Origin of the sequence: Pseudomonas sihuiensis (assembly GCF_900106015.1) — a bacterium.
Lineage (GTDB): Bacteria > Pseudomonadota > Gammaproteobacteria > Pseudomonadales > Pseudomonadaceae > Aquipseudomonas > Aquipseudomonas sihuiensis.
On sequence record NZ_LT629797.1, the window covers coordinates 4,592,534 to 4,611,614 of the forward strand.

The window sequence follows — 19,081 nt, forward strand, 5'->3', positions numbered from 1 at the left end:
GCCACCTGTCCGGTATCACTGGGGGCCTGGGAGTCGAACGTGTTGCCTGGCTGGTTGCGTCTGTGTCTGTGTGCTCTGATCCTCTGCGGTTCGGTGGGGGCGAGTGCGGCGCCGGGCGCGGTGGTGCGCTTGCAGGTGGATGGGGTAATCGGACCGGCCAGTGCCGACTACCTGGTGCGCGGTATGGCCAAGGCGGTGGACGAGGGCGCGCAACTGGTGCTGATCGAGATCGACACGCCAGGAGGCCTGGACACCTCCATGCGCGCGATCATCAAGGCGATCCTCGCCAGCCCGATTCCGGTGGCCAGTTACGTCGCCCCAGGTGGCGCGCGGGCGGCCAGCGCCGGCACCTACATCCTCTACGCCAGCCATGTCGCTGCCATGGCGCCGGGGACCAACCTCGGCGCCGCCACACCGGTGGCCATCGGCATGCCCGGTACGCCGAGTAAGCCGCCGGGCGAGGGCAAGGGCGAGGCGGGCAAGGACGGCGCGGCCGAGCAGAGCCCCACCGACGCCATGACCGCCAAGCAGGTCAACGACGCCGCCGCCTATATCCGTGGCCTGGCGACGATGCGCGGGCGCAATGCCGAGTGGGCTGAACAGGCAGTGCGCGAGGCAGTCAGCCTGTCCGCCGAAGAGGCGCTGGAGCAGAAGGTGATCGACTATCTGGCGACGGACCTGGCCGACCTGCTGCGTCAGCTCGACGGCAAGACCCTGCAGGCCGCAGGCGTCGACCAGACCCTGGCCATCGCCGGCGCGCCCTTGATCAGCCATGCGCCGGACTGGCGCACTCGCCTGCTGGCGGTGATCACCAACCCCAGCGTGGCGCTGATTTTGATGATGATCGGCGTCTACGGCTTGTTCTTCGAGTTCTCCAACCCCGGCAGCGGCGTCGGCGGCGTGCTCGGTGGCATCAGCCTGATCCTCGCCCTCTACGCCCTGCAGCTGCTGCCGGTGAACTACGCCGGGGTGGCGCTGATCCTGCTCGGCATCGCCTTTATCGCCGCCGAGGCCTTCCTGCCCAGCTTCGGCGTGCTCGGCATCGGCGGCGTGGTGGCCTTCGTCTTCGGCGCGCTGATCCTGATCGATACCGACGTGCCGGGCTTCGGCATCCCACTGGCGCTGATCGTCACCCTGGCGCTGACCAGCACCGGGCTGATCCTGGCCATCCTCGGCATGGCGGTTAAGGCCAGGCGGCGCCAGCAGGTGGCCGGCGACAGCGGCCTGGTCGGCAGCCTGGTGGCGGTCGCCGCGGTGCAGGCCGAGGATCCTTGCAGCGGCTGGGTGGCGCTGCAGGGCGAACGCTGGCAGGTGCAGGGCCGCGAGCCGCTGCGGCCCGGGCAGCGGGTGCGGGTGACGGCGCGCCAGGGCGTGCAACTGCAGGTCAGCGCGGTGGATGAACCGCCGCCCCAAGGAGGTCACTGATGGGTTTCGAACTGAGTTTTCTCTCGCTGACGATCATCGTCCTGGCCCTGCTCGCCTCGGCCTTTCGCATCCTGCGCGAGTACGAGCGCGGCGTGGTGTTCCAGCTCGGCCGCTTCTGGCGGGTCAAGGGCCCGGGGCTGATCCTGGTGGTGCCCGGCTTGCAGCAGATGGTGCGGGTGGACCTGCGCACCATAGTGCTGGACGTGCCGACCCAGGACGTGATCTCCCGCGACAACGTCTCGGTCAAGGTCAACGCGGTGGTCTACTTCCGCGTGCTCGACGCGCAGAAGGCGATTATCCAGGTCGAGGATTACCACGTCGCCACCAGCCAGCTGGCGCAGACCACCCTGCGCGCGGTGCTCGGCAAGCACGAGCTGGACGAGATGCTCGCCGAGCGCGAGCGGCTCAACCTCGACATCCAGCAGGTGCTCGACGCGCAGACCGACGCCTGGGGCATCAAGGTGGCCAACGTCGAGATCAAGCACGTCGACCTCGACGAGTCGATGATCCGCGCCATCGCCAAGCAGGCCGAGGCCGAGCGCGAGCGGCGGGCCAAGGTGATCCACGCCGAGGGCGAGCTGCAGGCCTCGGAAAAGCTCATGCAGGCCGCCGAGATGCTCGGCCGCCAGTCCGGCGCCATGCAGCTGCGCTATATGCAGACGCTGAGCAATATCGCCAGTGACAAGAGCTCGACCATCGTCTTTCCGCTGCCGGTGGAGTTGTTGCGCGGCATCGTCGATCTGAAGGAGCCCAAGGCTTGAATTTAGAACTGATCGGTTCTAAATTTAGCGCATGACGACACGTGGACGCCCCAAGAGCTTCTGCCCGGACCGGGCCCTGGAAAACGCCATGCAGCTGTTCTGGCAACGCGGTTATGAAGCCGCGTCGCTGCAGGACCTGCAGGCGGCCACCGGGCTGTCCAAGAGCAGCCTGTATCAAACCTACCCGAGCAAGCAGGCCTGGTTCGTCGCTGCCTTCAGCCGCTACGTAGCGCAGCGCCGAGCCTTGTTGCTGGAGCAGCTTGACGCCAGCGCCTCGCCGCTCGCTTTCATCCGCGAGCGCCTGCTCAGTGTGCTCGAAGATGATGGCCCTGACGGCGTGCCGCGTGGCTGCATGCTGGTCAACGTGGCCAATGAGTTCTCCTTGTCGGAGCCGGCGCTGGTGCCGGTTCTGCGACAGGCCACCGCGGGTATCTGCCAGGTCTTCGAACAGGCGCTCGAACGCGCCGTGGCCTGCGGGGAGTTGAGCAACGGCAGGGACCTCGCGGCTCGCGCCAGTTATCTGCAATGTGTGATGAGCGGGCTGCGCACCCAGGTGAAATCCGCAGTGCCTGCGGATTCGATCCGCGCCACCGTTACAGTGGTGATGACCAGCCTGGACTGTATCTGAGCAATCCGGCGCTGGTCTTTGTTCGCTTGATTCTGGACTGATCGGTTTTTAATGGGGGGGTGATATGCGGGAATTGTTCGAGTTATGCGGTGCCGATCCTGAGCTGGTGTTCTCGCCTTACTGCTGGCGCGTACGTCTGGCGCTGGCGCACAAGGGACTGGACTGGCAGAGCCGGCCGACACGTTTCACTGACAAGGATTTGATCGCTTTTTCCGGACAGAAGCTGGTGCCGGTGCTGATCGACGAAGGTGAAACGGTGCATGACAGTCTGGCGATCTTCGCCCACCTCGATCAGCGTTATCCACAACGTCCCTTGCTCGGTGGCGCGCTGGCTACCGAGCGCGCCCGCCTGGTCGAGCGCCTGAGCTTTCATATGGTGCGTGTGCCGCTGTTGAAGATGCTGATCCCGCGGGTCTGGCAGGTGATCGACCCGGCTGATCGCGAGTATTTCCGCAGCAGCCGGGAGAAGGCGCTGGGCATGCCTCTGGAGGCGTTCGCCGATCCGCAGGGCGGTGAGCGGTTGTTCCGTGAAGGCGTGGCGCCGCTGGAAATGTGGCTGCGTGATCAGCCCTTCCTCGAAGGCCAGGCCCCTGGCGGCTGTGACTACCTGCTGGCTGGCATGTTGTTCTGGGCCTGGTGCCTGGGCGCGCAACCCTGGGCCGAGGATTCGGCGCTGGGCGCCTGGTTCGCGCGCATCCTGCAGACGTATGAAGCGACTCACGGCCCGGTCAAGCGGGCCGCGATCTACGTGGAGGAAAACCAATGATCGACCTGTATTACTGGACCACGCCCAACGGCCACAAGGTCAGCATCTTTCTCGAGGAAGCCGGGCTGGACTACCGCATCGTTCCGGTGCATATCGGCAAGGGCGAGCAGTTCGCGCCGGAGTTTCTCAAGATCGCACCGAACAACCGCATTCCGGCCATCGTCGATCATGCGCCGGCCGATGGCGGTGAGCCCATCGCCCTGTTCGAGTCCGGGGCGATTCTCGAGTACCTGGCCGACAAGAGCGGGCAGTTCCTGCCGCGCGAGACACGCGCGCGTTTCACCGTGCTGCAGTGGCTGTACTGGCAGATGGGCGGCGTTGGCCCGATGGCAGGGCAGAACCATCACTTCGTGCGCTACGCGCCGGAGCCGATTCCGTATGCCATCGATCGCTACGTGAAGGAAACCGCGCGCCTCTACGGCGTGCTGGACCGCCAGCTGGTCGGGCGCGACTACGTGGCGGGCGATTATTCCATCGCCGACATGGCCATCTACCCCTGGGCCAAGCTGTGGAAGATGCAGCAACAGAAACTGGAGGATTTCCCCAACATGGCCGCCTGGCTCGAACGCATCGATGCACGCCCTGCCGTGCAGCGTGCCTATGCGCTGGTAGAACAGGTGAACGCCGATCCGCAGGCTCTGCTCACCGCCGAGGCGCGGCGGCTGCTATTCGGGCAGTGACGGACGGACGAAATTTCTCGTGGAATTTCCTGTGAGCTGGCTCACGCTTTCCTAGACTTCAGACTGTTGGCCCGCAATGGTTGGAGATGGTTATGCGAATCGGCGTACCCAAGGAAATCAAGAACCACGAGTACCGAGTCGGCCTCACGCCACAGTCGGTGGCCGAGCTGACGGCGCTCGGCCATGAGGTCTGGATCGAGACCCATGCCGGTGCCGCTGTCGGTTTCGCCGACGAGGATTACCTCGAGGCGGGCGCACAGATCGCCAGCAGTTCGTCCGAGGTGTTCCAGCAGGGGCAGTTGATCGTCAAGGTCAAGGAGCCTCTGGCGGTGGAGCGCGCCAGGTTGCGAGCCCACCACACGCTGTTCACCTACCTGCACCTGGCGCCGGATCGGGCGCAGACCGAAGAGCTGATGGCCGGCGGTGCCACCTGCATCGCCTACGAGACGGTGACCGATGCGCAGGGCCGCCTGCCTTTGTTGGCGCCGATGTCGGAAGTGGCCGGGCGCATGTCGATCCAGGCCGGCGCCGGCTGCCTGGAAAAGGCCCGTGGCGGGCGTGGCGTATTGCTGGGTGGCGTACCAGGTGTGGCGCCGGGCAAGGTGGTGATTCTCGGCGGCGGCGTGGTCGGCAGTCATGCCCTGGCCATGGCAGTCGGCCTCGGTGCCGATGTCACGGTGTTGGACAAGAGCGTCGACGCGCTACGCCGGCTCGATGCCCAGTACGGCAATCGCATCACCACGCTCTACTCCACTCGCGCGGCGGTGCGCGAGCAGGTGTTGGCGGCCGATCTGGTGATTGGTGGGGTGCTGATTCCCGGAGCTGCCGCGCCCAAGCTGATCACTGCGGACATGGTGCGGCAGATGAAGGCCGGCGCTGTGTTGGTGGATGTCGCCATCGACCAGGGCGGATGCGCCGAGACTTCCCGCGCCACTACCCATGCCGAGCCCACCTATGTGGTCGATGATGTGGTGCACTATTGCGTGGCCAACATGCCCGGCGCGGTGGCACGCACCTCGACCCTGGCGCTGAACAACGCGACCTTGCCGTTCGTCGTGGCGCTCGCCCAGAAGGGCACACGCCGCGCCTTGCAGGATGACCTGCACCTGCTGAACGGGCTCAACGTGGCCAGGGGGGTGATCACCTGCGGCAGCGTGGCAGAGGCCCACGGCCTGCCCTTTCAATCTGCCGCCGGGGTGCTGGAACATCTGTCATAGCGTGTCGCGGGGCCGCCTGGGCCGCGCGCTACGGAGGAAAAAGACCATGTCCAGCCGTCGTCATCTCCTCTTCGCCGCTGGCGGCGCGTTGCTGGTCAGCCCGGCACTGGCGCTGGCCGAGCGGTTGCTGACGCCGCGCCAGACGCTGGGCCCCTTCTACCCCGACCAACTACCGCTGGACCGCGACAACGACCTGGTGCGAGTCGACGGTCAGGCCGCAGAGGCGCGCGGAATTCGCGTGCAACTGCACGGTTCGATCCTCGATGCGGGCGGCCGGCCACTGGCGGGGGCGCTGGTGGAAATCTGGCAAGTGGATGCCAACGGTATCTATCTGCACAGTCGCGGCGGTGACCGCCAGAGGCTCGACCCCGGGTTCCAGGGGTATGGCCGTTTCACTACGGCTGCCGATGGGCGCTACCGTTTTCGCACCATCCGCCCGGTGCCCTATCCCGGCCGTACACCGCATATCCATCTGGCGGTGACCCTGCCCGGCATGCCGCGTTTCGCCACGCAGTGTTATGTGCACGGCGAGCCGCTCAATCAGCGCGATGGCCTGCTCAACGCCATCCGCGACCCACGCTTGCGCGAACTGCTGGTCGTGCCCTTCGTGCCGGTGAGCGGGCAGAGCGACGAGCAGGTCGCTCGCTTCGATGTGGTGCTCGGCATCACCCCGAGCTCCTGAATGGCGGATTACAATGGCCAGATCCACAGCAGCATGGGCACACTGATTAGCGCCACGAGGATTTCCAGTGGCAGGCCCAGGCGCCAATAGTCGCCAAAGCGGAAACCGCCAGGGCTGAGGATCAGGGTGTTGTTCTGGTGGCCAATGGGCGTGAGGAACGAGCAGGAGGCGCCGATGGCCACGGCCATCAGCAGCGAGTCCGGGCTGACGCCGAGCTGGCTGGCGGCGCTCAGCGCGATGGGGCACATCACCGCAGCTGTCGCCGCGTTGTTCATGAAATCCGACAGGGTCATGGTCACCACCAGCAACAGGGTCAGGGTGATGATGGCGTTGCCCTGTGCCAGGTTCTCCATCAGCAGACGTGCCAGCAGATCGGCTGCACCCGTGGCGGACATCGCACCGGCCACCGGAATCAGAGCCCCGAGCAACACGATCACTGGCCAGTCGATGGACTCGTAGACGGCGCGCAGCGGCACCAGACGCAGCAGCATGTAGGCCAGTACGCCGCTGGCGAAGGCAATCGCGGCCGAGAGCAGGCCGAAGGCGGCGGCAGCGATGGCCAGCAGCATGATGCCAAGCGCGAGATTGGCCTGCCGCGGATCGGGAATGTTGATGGCGCGTGCGGCCAGCGGCACGCAGTCATAGTCGCTGGCGAACTCGCCGATATCCTCGGCGCTGCCCTGCATCAGCAGCACATCACCGCTCTGGATCAGGGTCGAGCGCAGGCGTTTGATCGAGCGATGGCTCTGCCTGGAGATAGCCAGCAGGTTGATGGAATAGCGGCTGCGCAAACGGGTGCTGCTGGCAGAGCGACCGATCAGTGACGAGTCGGGCTTGACCAGCAGTTCCTGCATGGCGCGGTCTTCGTCATTGCTGGCTTTCTTCTCGGTTTCACCCTCCTTGTCCTCTTTCTGTTCGGCCTCCTTGGCTTCGCGCTCGGCCTCCAGCAACAGGTCCAGCTGGCCGAGTACTTCACCCAACTCCTGCGGGTCGGCCTCGATCACCAGCACATCATCGGCCTGCAGGACGCGCCGCGGGTTGGGTGCAGTCAGGCGCAGCTTGTTGCGCACCATGGCCACTACCTGAGCGTCGGCCTCGTCGAGCAACTGCTCGATTTCGCGCAGGGTCTTGCCCTGGGCCTTGCCGCCTTCCTTGACCCGCGCCTCGGTCAGGTAATGGCCGGTGTCGAAGCTGGCGGCGTTACCCACTTCGCGCTTGGGAACCAGACGCCAGCCGAGCAGGGTGATGAACAGCACACCGGCCAGTGCCACGGCGACACCGACCGGGCTGAAGTCGAACATGGCGAAGGGACCGCTGCCATGCTGGGCGCGAAAACTGGAGACGATCAGGTTCGGCGGTGTACCGATCAGCGTGGTCATGCCGCCGAGGATGGTGCCGAAGGCCAGTGGCATCAGCACGCGCCCCGGCGGCAGCTCCAGGCGTGCAGAAATCTGCAGGGCGATGGGCATCAGCAGGGCGAGGGCGCCGACGTTGTTCATGAATGCCGAGAGCAGCGCGCCCAGGCCGGTCAATGCGGCGATGGAAAGCAGCACGCCAGCGCCGCTGGGCAGCAGTCGTTGGGCCAGTCGACTGACCGCCCCCGTGCGCTGCAAACCATGGCTGAGCACCAGTACGCAGGCGACGGTGATCACTGCCGGGTGACCGAAACCTGCAAAGGCCTCGCGCTCGGGCACCAGACCAACGATCACGCACGCCAACAGCGCGCCCAGCGCTACCACGTCATGGCGCCAGCGGCCCCAGATGAACAAGCCCATGCTGGCAACGAGAATGACGAAAATCAGGCCTTGTTCGAGAGTCATGAAGCGGCGTCGTCCCTGTGATTGCAGCGTTGCATCTGCTGTTCATAGCAGAGTCTGCGCCGCGTCGGCAGTTCCCGCTGCACCGTCAAATGGGGCGCAATATTTTAGCCTCAGACGTATTGCGCGGCGGCGTAGCCCGACGCCCAGGCCCACTGGAAGTTGAAGCCGCCCAGGTGGCCAGTGACGTCGAGCACTTCGCCGATGAAATACAACCCCGGTACCTTGAGCGACTCCAGGGTCTTGGATGACACCTCGTCGGTATTCACCCCGCCCAGGGTCACTTCCGCCGTGCGGTAGCCTTCGGTGCCGGCCGGCACCAATTGCCAGTCGGACAGGTGCTCGGCAATCGTCTTGAGCTCGCCGGGCGTGTACTGCTTGAGCGGCTTGTTGCTGAACCAGCTGTCGACCAGCAGGGTCGCCATCTTCTTGGTGAACAGCTCGGCCAGCAGGGTTTTCAGCTCACTGTTGCCACGTTCGCGCTGCTGGGTGGCCAGCCATTCGGGCAGGTCGATATGTGGCAGCAGGTCGATATGTACGGTATCGCCCGGCTGCCAGTAGGACGAGATCTGCAGGATCGCCGGGCCGGACAGGCCGCGGTGGGTGAAGAGGATGTTCTCGACGAAACTCTGGCCATTGCAGCTCACCCGGCAGTCCTCCACCGAGGTTCCGGAAAGCTCCGTGCACAGCGTCTTGAGCTGCGGCTCGGTGATGGTGAAAGGCACCAGCCCGGCGCGGGTCGGCAGCAATTCGTGACCGAATTGCCTGGCTACCTGATAGCCGAAGCCGGTGGCGCCGAGGGTCGGGATCGACAGCCCGCCAGTGGCGATCACCAGCGACTGGCAGGCCACTTCGCCGAGGTCGCTTTGCAGCAGGAAGCCGCCTGCGGTTTTTTCGATGCTGTGTACTGCCGTGTCCAGGCGGATCTGTGCCCCGGCCTCGGCACATTCGGCCAGCAGCAATTCGAGGATGTCGCTGGACTTGTTATCGCAGAACAGCTGGCCAAGCTTCTTCTCGTGGTAGGGCACGCCGTGCTTGGCCACCAGGCCGATGAAGTCCCACTGGGTGAAGCGCGCCAGGGCGGACTTGCAGAAGTGCGGGTTGCCGGAAAGGAAGTTGCTCGGCTCGCAGTACAGGTTGGTGAAGTTGCAGCGCCCACCACCGGACATGAGGATCTTCTTGCCGGCCTTGTTGGCATGGTCGAGCACCAGCACGCGGCGGCCACGGGCTGCGGCGGTGGCTGCGCACATCAGGCCGGCGGCGCCTGCGCCGATGATCAGTACGTCGGTTTGCAACACGAAATGTCCTCAGGTGAATCGCTGACGCAGCGAGCGCTGCGCGAAAACCGCTGAAGTTTACCCGAACGCTCTGGGCCGACGCTTCTGTCGCCGTGCGGCAGGCAAGCGTATAACGCCCGCCTGACTGTCTCAGATATGAGACAGTGACGAGCGGCGTTGTGCCTGCTATCACTAGAATTGATCATTTCGGATGGACCGCCACCAATGCCCGCAGTGCGTGCCTGGCTATTGCTCTTGCTGCTGTCGCCGGCACTGGCCTCGGCCGAGCTGTTGCGCCTGGCGGCCGACCCCTGGCCGCCGTTCAACGATCAACGGTTGCTCGGCAAAGGTCTGGCCAGTGATCTGGTGGAGCAGGCGCTCGCCCGTGCCGGCTACACCACCAGCTACGTGGAGGCGCCCTGGGAGCGCGCGGTGCTGGGGCTCAAGCGTGGCGATTACGATGTACTGATCAACGCCTGGTACAGCGCCGATCGCAGCGAGTATGGCTATTTCTCCCAGCCCTATCTGGTCAACCGTATCCGCTTCATGCGGCGCAAAGGGAGCGACATTCAGTTCGAGACCCTGGCCGATCTCTACCCGCACAACATCGCGGTGGTTAGGGGCTATGCCTATTCCAGGGAATTCGATAGCGATCCGCAGTTGCTCAAGGTTGGTGTCGGCAGTTTCGAAATCGCCGCGCGGATGCTGCATGCCGGGCGCGTGCAGCTGGCGCTGGAAGATGAGCTGGTCGCGCGCCACCTGCTCGCTAACAAGCTGAGTGCCATCCGCGATGAACTGGAGTTCCTGCCGCTGCCCTTGAGCGAGAACGGCCTGCATATCCTGGTGCGGCGAAGTCTGGCCCAGCATCGCGACATTGCCAGGCGTTTCGATGCGGCGATTCAGGCCATGAGCGACGACGGCAGCTATGCCGCGACGCTGCAGCGCCACAGCCCCTGATCAGGCCAGTACGGTGCGGGCACGACCCTGTTGCTTGGCCCGGTACAGGCGAATGTCGGCTTCATGCAGCAGGCTTTCCAGGTCCTCGGGTTCACCCTGATAGAGGCCCGCGCTGAACGATAGCGCGGGCGCGCCGACGGCGTAATGCAGGCCGGCGCACTGTCGGCGCAGTTTATCCAGTGCCTGAGCCACATGATCCGCGCCATGCAGGGTAAGCAGGGCAAATTCCTCTCCGCCCAGGCGGCCCAGCAGCATGTCGGGGAAGGCATTGCTCATCGCCCGGGCGAACACCACCAGGGCGCTGTCGCCGCTGGCATGGCCGAAGCCATCGTTGATCTGTTTGAAGTGGTCGAGATCGAGCATCGCCACGCTGACCTCGCGACTTTCCCGTTGCGCCTTCTGCAGTATCTGCATGCCTTGTTCGTAGAAGGCGCGGCGGTTGTTCAGGCCGGTCAGGGCATCGAACTGCGCGGCCTTCTTCAGTGCGCGCAACAGGTCGCGTCGCTCCAGGGTCGACATTACCCGGCAGTTCAGTTCTTCAGGGCAGAAGGGCTTGCGCAGGAAATCGTCAGCACCGTGCTTGATGAACTGCGCACTGAGCGAGCCCTTGGGGTCGGCGGACACGCCGATGATGATCAGGTCATTGAGGCGCAGTTTCTGGCGCAGCAGCTTGACCAGCTCGAAACCGCTGACGCCGGGCATGGCATGGTCGAGCACCAGCAGGTCGATATCTGGATGCTCATTGAGCTGGCGCAGGGTCTCCTTGCCGTCGCTGGCCTCGATGATCTGGTAGTGGTGCGGCTCGAGGATGTGGCGAATGTAGTGACGCTGCGCCGCAGAATCGTCGGCGATGAGAATCTTGATATGGCTGTTGTGATCGAGCCGGTGCAGCAGGCGGAAGGCGTACTCGTAGGAATGCTGGCTTTCCTTGAGTACGTAGTCGACCACGCCTTTCATCAGCAGATCGTCACGGCGCTGTTCGTTGTAGCTGCCACTGAGCACGATGCACGGCAGGTGGTAGCGCATCACCAGATCGACGCTTTCGCCGTCCGGTGCGTCCGGCAGGTGCAGGTCGACGATGGCGGCGAAGAACAGCGCCGCAGAGGTCTCCAGCATGACTTCCGCTTCTGCCAGTGAGGCACAGAAGATCGGTTCCAGATCGGTTTCCTGACGGAACAGATGCTCGAGGATCTTCAGTACCAGTGGGCTGTCTTCAATGACCAGAATATTGCGCATGGGTGACTCCGGCCCAGGCCGTTTGATTCTTTATATCAGCCTTACAATAGACGCACACGCAGCGTTCTACCCTTGATCTTGCCTTCAGTGAGGCGCTTGAGCGCCTGGCGGGCGACGTCGCGTTCGACGGCGACATAGGCCTGGTAGTCGAACAGGGCGATCTTGCCGACCTGGCTACCGGGCAGCCCGGCGTCGCCGGTCAGGGCACCAAGGATATCGCCGGGGCGTAGTTTGTCCTTGCGTCCGGCGCCGATGCACAGGGTGTGCATCGGCGGCAGCAGCGGCTCACCCGTCGCCTTTGCTGCAGGCAGCGGGTACCAGGCCAGTTCCTTGCCTTGCAGGGTTTCGATGGCCTGGGCGCGACCAGCTTCGGCCGGGGCCACCAGGCTCAGTGCCAGGCCTTTCTCGCCAGCGCGACCACTACGGCCGATGCGGTGGATATGCACCTCGGCATCACGCGACAGCTCGACGTTGATCACCATTTCCAGCCCGGCGATATCCAGGCCGCGCGCTGCGACGTCGGTGGCCACCAGCACGCTGAGGCTGCGATTGGCGAACAGCGCGAGAATCTGATCGCGATCACGCTGTTCCAGATCGCCATGCAGCGCGGCGGCGGAAATCTTCTCGGCCTCCAGCTGTGCGGCCAGTTCGTCGCATTGTTGGCGGGTGGCGCAGAAGGCCACCGTCGGTTGCTTGCGGAAATGCCGCAGCAGGGTGCTGACCGCTTCCATACGTTGGCTCGGCGCTATTTCGTAGAAGCGCTGCTCGATCTGCCCGTCGTCATGCTGCGCCTCCACTTCGACCCGCTCCGGGCTACGCAAGAAACGTGCGGCAAGCTGTTCGATGGCGGGCGGATAGGTGGCGGAGAACAGCAGAGTCTGACGGCGTGCCGGGGTCTGCTCGATGATTTCGCTGATGCTGTCGATGAAGCCCATGTCGAGCATGCGGTCGGCTTCGTCGAGTACCAGGGTATTGAGCCCATCGACTTTCAGCGTGCCTTTGCGCAGATGCTCCTGCACTCGTCCCGGCGTGCCGACAATCACGTGCGCACCATGCTCGAGCGAGCCGATCTGCGGGCCGAAAGGCACACCGCCGCAGAGGGTAAGCACCTTGATGTTGTCGGCAGCACGGGCCAGGCGGCGGATTTCCTTGGCCACCTGATCGGCCAGTTCGCGTGTCGGGCACAGCACCATGGCCTGGCAGCCGAAATAGCGCGGGTTGAGCGGATGCAGCAGGCCGATGCCGAAGGCGGCGGTCTTGCCGCTGCCGGTCTTGGCCTGGGCGATCAGGTCGCGGCCCTTGAGAATCAGCGGCAGGCTGGCGGCCTGGATGGGCGTCATCTCGGCATAGCCGATGGCGGCGAGATTGGCCTGCATGGCGGCAGAAATGGGCAGGCTGGCGAAGGCAGTAGCGGTCACGGCAAGAGCTCGGGGGTGAAGAAACAGGCCGGCAGTGTAACAGGCCCGCTCATTCGTCCGCTGAAACCTCGATATTACGCCCGCTACGGCCATCTTTCGTGTCCAGTTGCAGGAAGATCGCCGCTGCCAGCATCGACAGCAGGCCAACGCACAGGTAGGTCGCCTGGAACGCCTCCAGCACATGGCCGTTGTCGCCCAGCTCGCGGCTGAAACCGCTGAGCAGCGCCGCCGCCGATGCAACGCCAAGGCCCATCGCCAGCTGTACCACCACCGACAGTAGGCTGTTGCCGCTGCTGGCGTCGCGGTTGTCCAGGTCGATCAGCGTTACCGTGTTCATCGCGGTGAACTGCAGCGAGTTGCAGGCGCCGATCAGGCTCAGCTGGATGATCAGCTGCAAGGTCGAGGTTTGTGCGTCGACCAGGGCCAGGCTGGCGATCAGGGCGCCGAGCAGCAGGGTGTTGCTGGTGAGGATGTTGCGGTAGCCGAGGCGCTCGATCAGCGGCCTGGCCAGGGGTTTGGCTGCCATGGCCGCCAGTGCCAGCGGAATCAGGCTCATGCCGGCCTGGGCCGGCGAATAGCCCATCGCCAGTTGCAGCAGCAGCGGCGTGAGGAAAGGTAGCGCGCCGCTGCCGAGGCGGGCGAACAGGTTACCGATGATGCCCACGGCGAAACTGCGGGTGTGGAACAGCTTGGGTGCGAACAATGGCTGCTCGATGCGCCCGGCGCGTAGCCAGTAGGCGGCCAGGCAGGCCATGCCGCCGAGCAACAGCAGCACCACGCGCATGGTCGGCAGGTGCAGTTCGCCGAGCCCTTCCAGGGCTACGGTGATCAGCAGCATGGCGGCGCCGAACAGCAGAAAGCCGACGGTATCGAAGCGGCTGCGCTCAGGGCCGCGCAGGTCGGGCATATGGCGCAATGCTGCCCAGCAGCCGAGTAGTCCCACTGGCAGGTTGATCAGGAAGATCCAGTGCCAGCTGGCCACTTCCACCAACCAGCCACCGAGGCTCGGGCCGATCAGCGGGCCGAGCAGGCCGGGCAGGGTGATGAAGCTCATGATCCGTACCAGCTCCGAGCGCGGATAGGCGCGCAGCACCACCAGTCGCCCGACCGGCATCATCAGCGCGCCGCCCAGGCCCTGGATGACCCGTGCGCCGATCAGCATGCTCAGCGACTCCGACAGTGCGCAGAGCAGCGAGCCGAGGCTGAACAGGGCGATGGCGCCGAAGAAGATGCGCCGCGTGCCGAAGCGGTCGGCGATCCAGCCCGATGCCGGGATCAGCAGGGCCACGGTAAGCATGTAGGCGATCACCACCGACTGCATGCGCAATGGATTTTCGCCGAGGTCGGCGGCCATGGCCGGTAATGCGGTGTTGAGGATGGTGCCATCCAGCGTCTGCATGAAGAAGGCGATGGCGACTATCCAGGGCAGCAGGCGGGCGGTTCTGGGGTCGAGCAGGGTGGGGTTGGTCATGCTGTTCTCATAGTCTGTGCGCTCCACTCTAGGCCGCCGATCGAGCCCGGGCAACTGCGGGTTGCCAACGTGTAAGCAGGTGTCCGAGGTGGTGCTACGCTGGGGTGACTGGCACATCGCCCCGCAAGGGCTAAGGACGGCGTCATGCGCTGGTTGACTCTGTGGCTTTCGCTGGCTTGCCAGTCGCTGCTGGCGGCCGAGTGGTTTCCTTATCCGGTACGTGCCGATGGCCGCATGCTGGATTACCGGCCTTTGCCAGCGGCCAGCCAGCCCTGGCGTATCTGTGCGCTGCTGCCCCATGGCAAGGATCGCTACTGGTGGGGCGTGGCCTGGGGGCTGGATCAGGAAGCCAGACGTCTTGGCGTGCGCCTGGGGATCTACGAAGCCGGTGGCTACGAGCATGCCGATGTGCAAGTGGAGCAGTTCGGGCATTGTGTAGCCGAGGGCGCCGATGCCTTCGTCGTGGCCAGTATCAACACCTATGACCTGTGCAGCGCAGCAGAAGTGCAGATCAAGGCCGGTCGGCCGGTCATCGATCTGGTCAATCGCCTGGAATGCCCGGGGCTCAGCGCGCATTCGCGGGTCGACTTCGCCGACATGACGAGTGCCACGCTCAAGTATCTGGTACGTGTCAGTGAAGGGCGGCCGATTCAGGTCGGCTGGCTACCCGGCCCGGCCGATGCTGGCTGGGTGCAGGATGCCGAGCGCGGCCTGCGTGATGCCTTGCCTGGCACCAGGGTGACCCTGGCCCATGGTGGTTATGCCCCAGTGGATCGCAGTAGTCAGGCGCAGTTGACGCGGGAGCTGCTCAAGCAGCATCCACGTCTCGATTATCTGATCGCCAATGCCGAAGCCGCGGCCTTCGCCGCGCAGTTGGTGCGCAATATCGGTTCTGAGACGCAGGTGTTGTCGTTCTATGCCACCGAGCGGGTGCTGGAGCAGATTCGCGAGGGGCAGGTACTGGCTGCACCCACCGACTCACCGGTGATTCAGGCGCGCATCGCCCTGGACCTGGCCGTTCGTGGCCTGCAGGGCGAAAAGCTGCCGCAACTGGTGAGCCCGCAGATCGAAATGCTCGACGCCGACTCACTGGATCGTTTCGACCTCGGCCGGCTGATGCCGCCCGAGGGCCACTGGATGATCCGCCAGGAATTACCCGACTAACCTGTCTTGCTGGCTGCGCAGCGGCGTACCACGCACCGGGCGTTCGCCCGCGACGAAATAGGGCGCATTGCTGCGCGGCAATGGCTGGCGCCCGCGAATCCGATCCGCGATCTTCTCGGCGATCATGATGGTGGTGGCGTTGAGGTTGCCGGTGATGATCTCCGGCATGATCGACGCATCCACTACGCGCAAGCCCTGCAGGCCGTGCACGCGGCCCTGACCATCGACCACCGCCATGTCGTCCTCGCCCATCTTGCACGAGCAGGACGGGTGGAAAGCCGTTTCCGCATGCTCGCGAATGAAGGCATCCAGCTCGGCGTCGCTCTGCACATGCTCGCCAGGACTGATTTCACGCCCACGGTAAGGATCGAGTGCCGGCTGCGCCATGATCTCGCGGGTCAGGCGTATGCCGTCGCGGAATTCCTGCCAGTCCTGATCGGCGCTCATGTAGTTGAAGAGGATGCTCGGGTGCTGGCGCGGGTCTTTCGACTTGAGCTGGATACGCCCGCGGCTGGGCGAGCGCATCGAGCCGACGTGAGCCTGGAAGCCATGCTCGTTGACCGCGTTGCTGCCGTTGTAGTTGATCGCCACCGGCAGGAAGTGGAACTGGATATTGGGCCAGGCGAACTCCGGGCGCGTGCGGATGAAACCGCCGGCCTCGAACTGGTTGCTGGCGCCGATACCGTTGCCGGCGAACAGCCATTGCGCGCCGATGCCGGGCTGGTTGAGCAGCTTGAGTGCCGGGTACAGCGACACTGGCTGGGTGCAGGCGTACTGCAGGTACATCTCCAGGTGGTCCTGCAGGTTCTGGCCGACGCCAGGCAGTTCGTGTACCAGCGCGATGTCCAGCTCGCGCAGCAGCGCGGCGGGGCCGACGCCGGAGCGCTGCAGGATCTGCGGCGAGGCGATGGCGCCGGCGCATAGCAGCACTTCGCGGCGAGCACGGGCTTCGGTGGCATCGTTGGCGTTGCCGATCAGGTAGCTGACGCCACTGGCGCGCTTGCCATCGAAGAGGATGCGGTCGGTGGTGGCGTGGGTGATGATGGTCAGGTTCGGCCGTGCCCGTGCCTGGTCCAGATAGCCACGCGCGGTGCTGGCGCGGCGGCCTTCCGGGGTCACGGTGCGGTCCATCGGGCCGAAGCCTTCCTGCTGATAGCCGTTGAGATCATCGGTGCGCGGATAGCCGGCCTGCACGCCGGCCTCGACCATGGCGTGGAACAACGGGTTGTTACCGGCCTTGGGCGTGGTCACACTGACCGGGCCGTCACCGCCGTGGTAATCGTTGGGGCCGATGTCGCGGCTTTCCGCCTTGCGGAAATAGGGCAGGCAGTCGTGGTAGGTCCAGTCCTCCAGGCCCTTGGCCTTGGCCCAGTTGTCGAAGTCCAGGGCGTTGCCGCGGATGTAGCACATGCCGTTGATCAGGGATGAGCCGCCCAGGCCCTTGCCGCGTCCGCATTCCATGCGGCGGTTGTTCATGTACGGCTCGGGGTCGGTCTCGTAGGCCCAGTTGTAGCGCCGGCCCTGCAGCGGGAAGGCCAGGGCGGCAGGCATTTGGGTACGAAAGTCGAGGCGGTAGTCGGGGCCGCCGGCTTCCAGCAGCAGTACGCTGACGTCTGCGTCTTCGGTCAGCCGGGTGGCCAGGACGTTACCGGCCGAACCGGCGCCGATGATGATGTAGTCGAATTCCTGGGTCATGGCTCCTCCTGTTGCCCGGCTGTGATCCGGGAAAACGCGGTGACTGTTCCCGGATTGCATCCGGGTTACGGGGCGGTGATTCAATTCGTGGGCGGGCCGGGCGGCGAACCGCTTTAGCCGCGAAATGGGTCGCGGCTGAAGCCCCTCCCACAGACACCGGTGCTTAGAACACCGAGCTGTAGCCGCCGAGTTCGACCTGCACCGACTTGATGCGGGTGTAGTGGCCGAGGGTGACCAGGCCGTTCTCGCGGCCGACACCGGACTGCTTGTAGCCGCCAACCGGCATTTCGGCTGGCGACTCGCCCCAGGTGTTGATCCAGCAGATGCCGGCTTCCAGCTTGTGGATCACCCGGTGTGCGCGGTTGAGGTCGCGCGTCACCACGCCTGCGGCCAGGCCGTAGTCGGTGTCGTTGGCGCGGCGGATCACTTCCTCTTCGCTGTCATAGATGAGGATGCTCATCACCGGGCCGAAGATTTCCTCGCGCACGATGGTCATGTCGTCCCGGCAGTCGGTGAATACGGTCGGCGCGACGTAGGCGCCCTTGGCGTACTCACCGTCGCTGACGCGCGCGCCGCCGATCAGCAGGCGTGCACCCTCGCTGCGGCCCTTCTCGATGTAGCCGAGCACGCTGTCCATGTGCGCGTAGCTCACCAGCGGGCCGAAATTGGTGGCGTCATCCAGCGGATCGCCGAGGCGGATGCGTTTGACTCGCTCCAGCACCTTGGCCTCGAAGCGCGCCTGCAACATGCGCGGCACGAACACGCGGGTGCCGTTGGTGCACACCTGGCCGGAGCTGTAGAAGTTGGCCATCACCGCGATGTCGGCGGCGCGGTCGAGGTCGGCGTCCTCGAAGACGATCAGCGGCGACTTGCCGCCCAGCTCCATGGTCACTTCCTTGAGGCTGGAGCTGGAGGCGCTGGCCATGACCTTCTTGCCGGTGACGGTGCCGCCGGTGAAGGAAATCTTCTCGATGCCTGGGTGTTCGGTCAGCCACTGGCCGACTTCGCGACCGCTGCCAGTGAGCACGTTGAACACGCCTGCTGGCAGGCCGGCCTCGGTGTAGATCTCGGCCAGTTTCAGCGCGGTCAGCGAGGTGACTTCGCTGGGCTTGAAGATCATCGCGTTGCCGGCGGCCAGGGCCGGGGCGGATTTCCACAGGGCGATCTGGATCGGGTAATTCCAGGCGCCGATGCCGGCGACCACGCCCAGCGGCTCGCGGCGGGTGTAGACGAAAGAGGTTTCGCGCAGCGGGATCTGCTCGCCCTCGATGGCCGGGATCAGGCCGGCGTAGTACTCCAGCACGTCGGCGCCGGTGACGATGTCGACGTAGCGGGTTTCGGACAGTGGCTTGCCGGTGTCGAGGGTCTCCAGTTCAGCCAGTTCATCGTTGCGCGCACGGAGGATGTCCACCGCCTTGCGCAGGATGCGCGAGCGCTGCATGGCGCTCATCGCCGCCCACACCTTCTGCCCTTCGGCTGCGCTGGCCACGGCCCGGTCAACGTCGGCCTGGCTGGCGCGTTGCACCTTGGCCAGCACCTCTCCGGTGGCCGGATTGATGCTGTCGAAGGTTTCTCCACTGCTGGCGGCGACGTACTGGCCACCGATGTAGAGCTGCTGTTCGGCGAAACGGGGCATGGGCTGTCCTCTGCACTTGGCAATCTGCTTGGAGAACAGCCTATTTTATTTAAATTGAACGATCAATCAATAAAAACGACCCGGCGTGACCAAAAGCGACATGGCGGGCGCCACTTGTCCTTGGCGTCGCTTCGGCTGTGTGCAATTTCCGTTCGGGACGTTTGGGGATGCGGGGGAGGCCGGTGCGCACGGCCAAGGTGGCCCCGCGACACCCTACGAGACGTTGCCCGCAGCCCGTAGATTGGCCCGGG

Annotated in this window: 16 protein-coding genes; 9 read left to right on the top strand and 7 right to left on the bottom strand. The window is 64.9% G+C overall.

The features are described from left to right. Nucleotides 1-42 precede the first annotated feature (42 nt). The 7 genes from BLT86_RS21585 (at nt 43) to BLT86_RS21615 (ending at nt 6,159) form a co-directional block, all read left to right on the top strand. The gene (locus BLT86_RS21585) at nt 43-1,425 is read left to right on the top strand and encodes an NfeD family protein (RefSeq protein WP_167377352.1); all 1,383 of its coding nucleotides are present in this window, start codon (nt 43-45) and stop codon (nt 1,423-1,425) included. Further along, nucleotides 1,425-2,186: a slipin family protein gene (locus BLT86_RS21590; RefSeq protein WP_017678472.1), complete on the top strand. Its 762-nt coding sequence runs from the start codon at nt 1,425-1,427 to the stop codon at nt 2,184-2,186. Before BLT86_RS21585 ends, BLT86_RS21590 begins: the two co-directional genes overlap by 1 nt. Before the next feature lie 88 nt (nt 2,187-2,274). Continuing rightward, nucleotides 2,275-2,814, top strand: coding sequence for a TetR/AcrR family transcriptional regulator (locus BLT86_RS21595; RefSeq protein ID WP_092379512.1), 540 nt, complete (start codon nt 2,275-2,277; stop codon nt 2,812-2,814). A gap of 64 nt (nt 2,815-2,878) precedes the next feature. Then, nucleotides 2,879-3,580, top strand: a complete 702-nt coding sequence (locus BLT86_RS21600; protein ID WP_092379515.1) for a glutathione S-transferase family protein — start codon at nt 2,879-2,881, stop codon at nt 3,578-3,580. Beyond that, nucleotides 3,577-4,260, top strand: a complete 684-nt coding sequence (locus BLT86_RS21605; RefSeq protein WP_092379518.1) for a glutathione S-transferase N-terminal domain-containing protein — start codon at nt 3,577-3,579, stop codon at nt 4,258-4,260. Before BLT86_RS21600 ends, BLT86_RS21605 begins: the two co-directional genes overlap by 4 nt. Before the next feature lie 92 nt (nt 4,261-4,352). Further along, nucleotides 4,353-5,477: an alanine dehydrogenase gene (gene ald, locus BLT86_RS21610; protein WP_017678476.1), complete on the top strand. Its 1,125-nt coding sequence runs from the start codon at nt 4,353-4,355 to the stop codon at nt 5,475-5,477. 46 nt (nt 5,478-5,523) lie between these two features. Beyond that, nucleotides 5,524-6,159 (top strand): dioxygenase family protein, encoded by a 636-nt coding sequence (locus BLT86_RS21615; RefSeq protein ID WP_017678477.1) that lies wholly within the window; start codon nt 5,524-5,526, stop codon nt 6,157-6,159. Between the two features lie 8 nt (nt 6,160-6,167). Here the strand turns inward: BLT86_RS21615 and BLT86_RS21620 are convergent, their stop codons facing one another. Next, a complete protein-coding gene (locus tag BLT86_RS21620) occupies nt 6,168-7,979 on the bottom strand; it encodes an SLC13 family permease (RefSeq protein WP_092379521.1) in 1,812 nt (603 codons plus the stop codon). A 110-nt stretch (nt 7,980-8,089) separates the two neighbouring features. After that, a complete protein-coding gene (locus tag BLT86_RS21625; RefSeq protein ID WP_092379524.1) occupies nt 8,090-9,274 on the bottom strand; it encodes a BaiN/RdsA family NAD(P)/FAD-dependent oxidoreductase in 1,185 nt (394 codons plus the stop codon). A 204-nt stretch (nt 9,275-9,478) separates the two neighbouring features. Here BLT86_RS21625 and BLT86_RS21630 point away from each other — a divergent pair, with 204 nt between their 5' ends. Further along, complete coding sequence (locus BLT86_RS21630) at nt 9,479-10,210, top strand: substrate-binding periplasmic protein (protein ID WP_092379527.1); 732 nt, start codon at nt 9,479-9,481, stop codon at nt 10,208-10,210. On the opposite strand, the gene BLT86_RS21635 is transcribed toward BLT86_RS21630, so the two are convergent. Genes BLT86_RS21635 through mdtD form a run of 3 tightly spaced genes read right to left on the bottom strand, consistent with a single transcriptional unit; the run spans nt 10,211 to nt 14,335 of the window. Next, nucleotides 10,211-11,446: a GGDEF domain-containing response regulator gene (locus tag BLT86_RS21635; protein ID WP_017678481.1), complete on the bottom strand. Its 1,236-nt coding sequence runs from the start codon at nt 11,444-11,446 to the stop codon at nt 10,211-10,213. 41 nt (nt 11,447-11,487) lie between these two features. After that, nucleotides 11,488-12,864, bottom strand: a complete 1,377-nt coding sequence (gene dbpA, locus BLT86_RS21640; RefSeq protein ID WP_017678482.1) for an ATP-dependent RNA helicase DbpA — start codon at nt 12,862-12,864, stop codon at nt 11,488-11,490. 49 nt (nt 12,865-12,913) lie between these two features. Then, nucleotides 12,914-14,335 carry a multidrug transporter subunit MdtD gene (gene mdtD / locus BLT86_RS21645; protein ID WP_017678483.1) on the bottom strand — a complete coding sequence of 474 codons (1,422 nt, stop codon included), beginning with the start codon at nt 14,333-14,335 and terminating at the stop codon, nt 12,914-12,916. A gap of 144 nt (nt 14,336-14,479) precedes the next feature. Here mdtD and torT point away from each other — a divergent pair, with 144 nt between their 5' ends. Continuing rightward, complete coding sequence (torT, locus tag BLT86_RS21650) at nt 14,480-15,499, top strand: TMAO reductase system periplasmic protein TorT (RefSeq protein WP_092379530.1); 1,020 nt, start codon at nt 14,480-14,482, stop codon at nt 15,497-15,499. On the opposite strand, the gene betA is transcribed toward torT, so the two are convergent. Together betA and betB are read right to left on the bottom strand one after the other, a co-directional pair. After that, entirely contained in the window at nt 15,488-17,194 is a 1,707-nt protein-coding gene (gene betA, locus BLT86_RS21655) for a choline dehydrogenase (protein WP_017678485.1), read from the bottom strand. The two genes, torT and betA, sit on opposite strands and share 12 nt — an antisense overlap. Before the next feature lie 163 nt (nt 17,195-17,357). Next, complete coding sequence (gene betB, locus BLT86_RS21660) at nt 17,358-18,830, bottom strand: betaine-aldehyde dehydrogenase (RefSeq protein ID WP_059390802.1); 1,473 nt, start codon at nt 18,828-18,830, stop codon at nt 17,358-17,360. Between the last annotated feature and the right edge of the window lie 251 nt (nt 18,831-19,081).

Excerpts from the sequence above, each read along its gene's own strand:
- BLT86_RS21615 (WP_017678477.1), top strand. The coding sequence starts at position 5,524 with ATGTCCAGCCGTCGTCATCTCCTCTTCGCCGCTGGCGGCGCGTTGCTG.
- BLT86_RS21605 (WP_092379518.1), top strand. The coding sequence starts at position 3,577 with ATGATCGACCTGTATTACTGGACCACGCCCAACGGCCACAAGGTCAGC.
- BLT86_RS21600 (WP_092379515.1), top strand. The coding sequence starts at position 2,879 with ATGCGGGAATTGTTCGAGTTATGCGGTGCCGATCCTGAGCTGGTGTTC.
- ald (WP_017678476.1), top strand. The coding sequence starts at position 4,353 with ATGCGAATCGGCGTACCCAAGGAAATCAAGAACCACGAGTACCGAGTC.
- BLT86_RS21620 (WP_092379521.1), bottom strand. The coding sequence starts at position 7,979 with ATGACTCTCGAACAAGGCCTGATTTTCGTCATTCTCGTTGCCAGCATG.
- BLT86_RS21590 (WP_017678472.1), top strand. The coding sequence starts at position 1,425 with ATGGGTTTCGAACTGAGTTTTCTCTCGCTGACGATCATCGTCCTGGCC.
- BLT86_RS21635 (WP_017678481.1), bottom strand. The coding sequence starts at position 11,446 with ATGCGCAATATTCTGGTCATTGAAGACAGCCCACTGGTACTGAAGATC.
- BLT86_RS21630 (WP_092379527.1), top strand. The coding sequence starts at position 9,479 with ATGCCCGCAGTGCGTGCCTGGCTATTGCTCTTGCTGCTGTCGCCGGCA.
- torT (WP_092379530.1), top strand. The coding sequence starts at position 14,480 with ATGCGCTGGTTGACTCTGTGGCTTTCGCTGGCTTGCCAGTCGCTGCTG.
- betB (WP_059390802.1), bottom strand. The coding sequence starts at position 18,830 with ATGCCCCGTTTCGCCGAACAGCAGCTCTACATCGGTGGCCAGTACGTC.
- BLT86_RS21595 (WP_092379512.1), top strand. The coding sequence starts at position 2,275 with ATGCAGCTGTTCTGGCAACGCGGTTATGAAGCCGCGTCGCTGCAGGAC.
- betA (WP_017678485.1), bottom strand. The coding sequence starts at position 17,194 with ATGACCCAGGAATTCGACTACATCATCATCGGCGCCGGTTCGGCCGGT.
- mdtD (WP_017678483.1), bottom strand. The coding sequence starts at position 14,335 with ATGACCAACCCCACCCTGCTCGACCCCAGAACCGCCCGCCTGCTGCCC.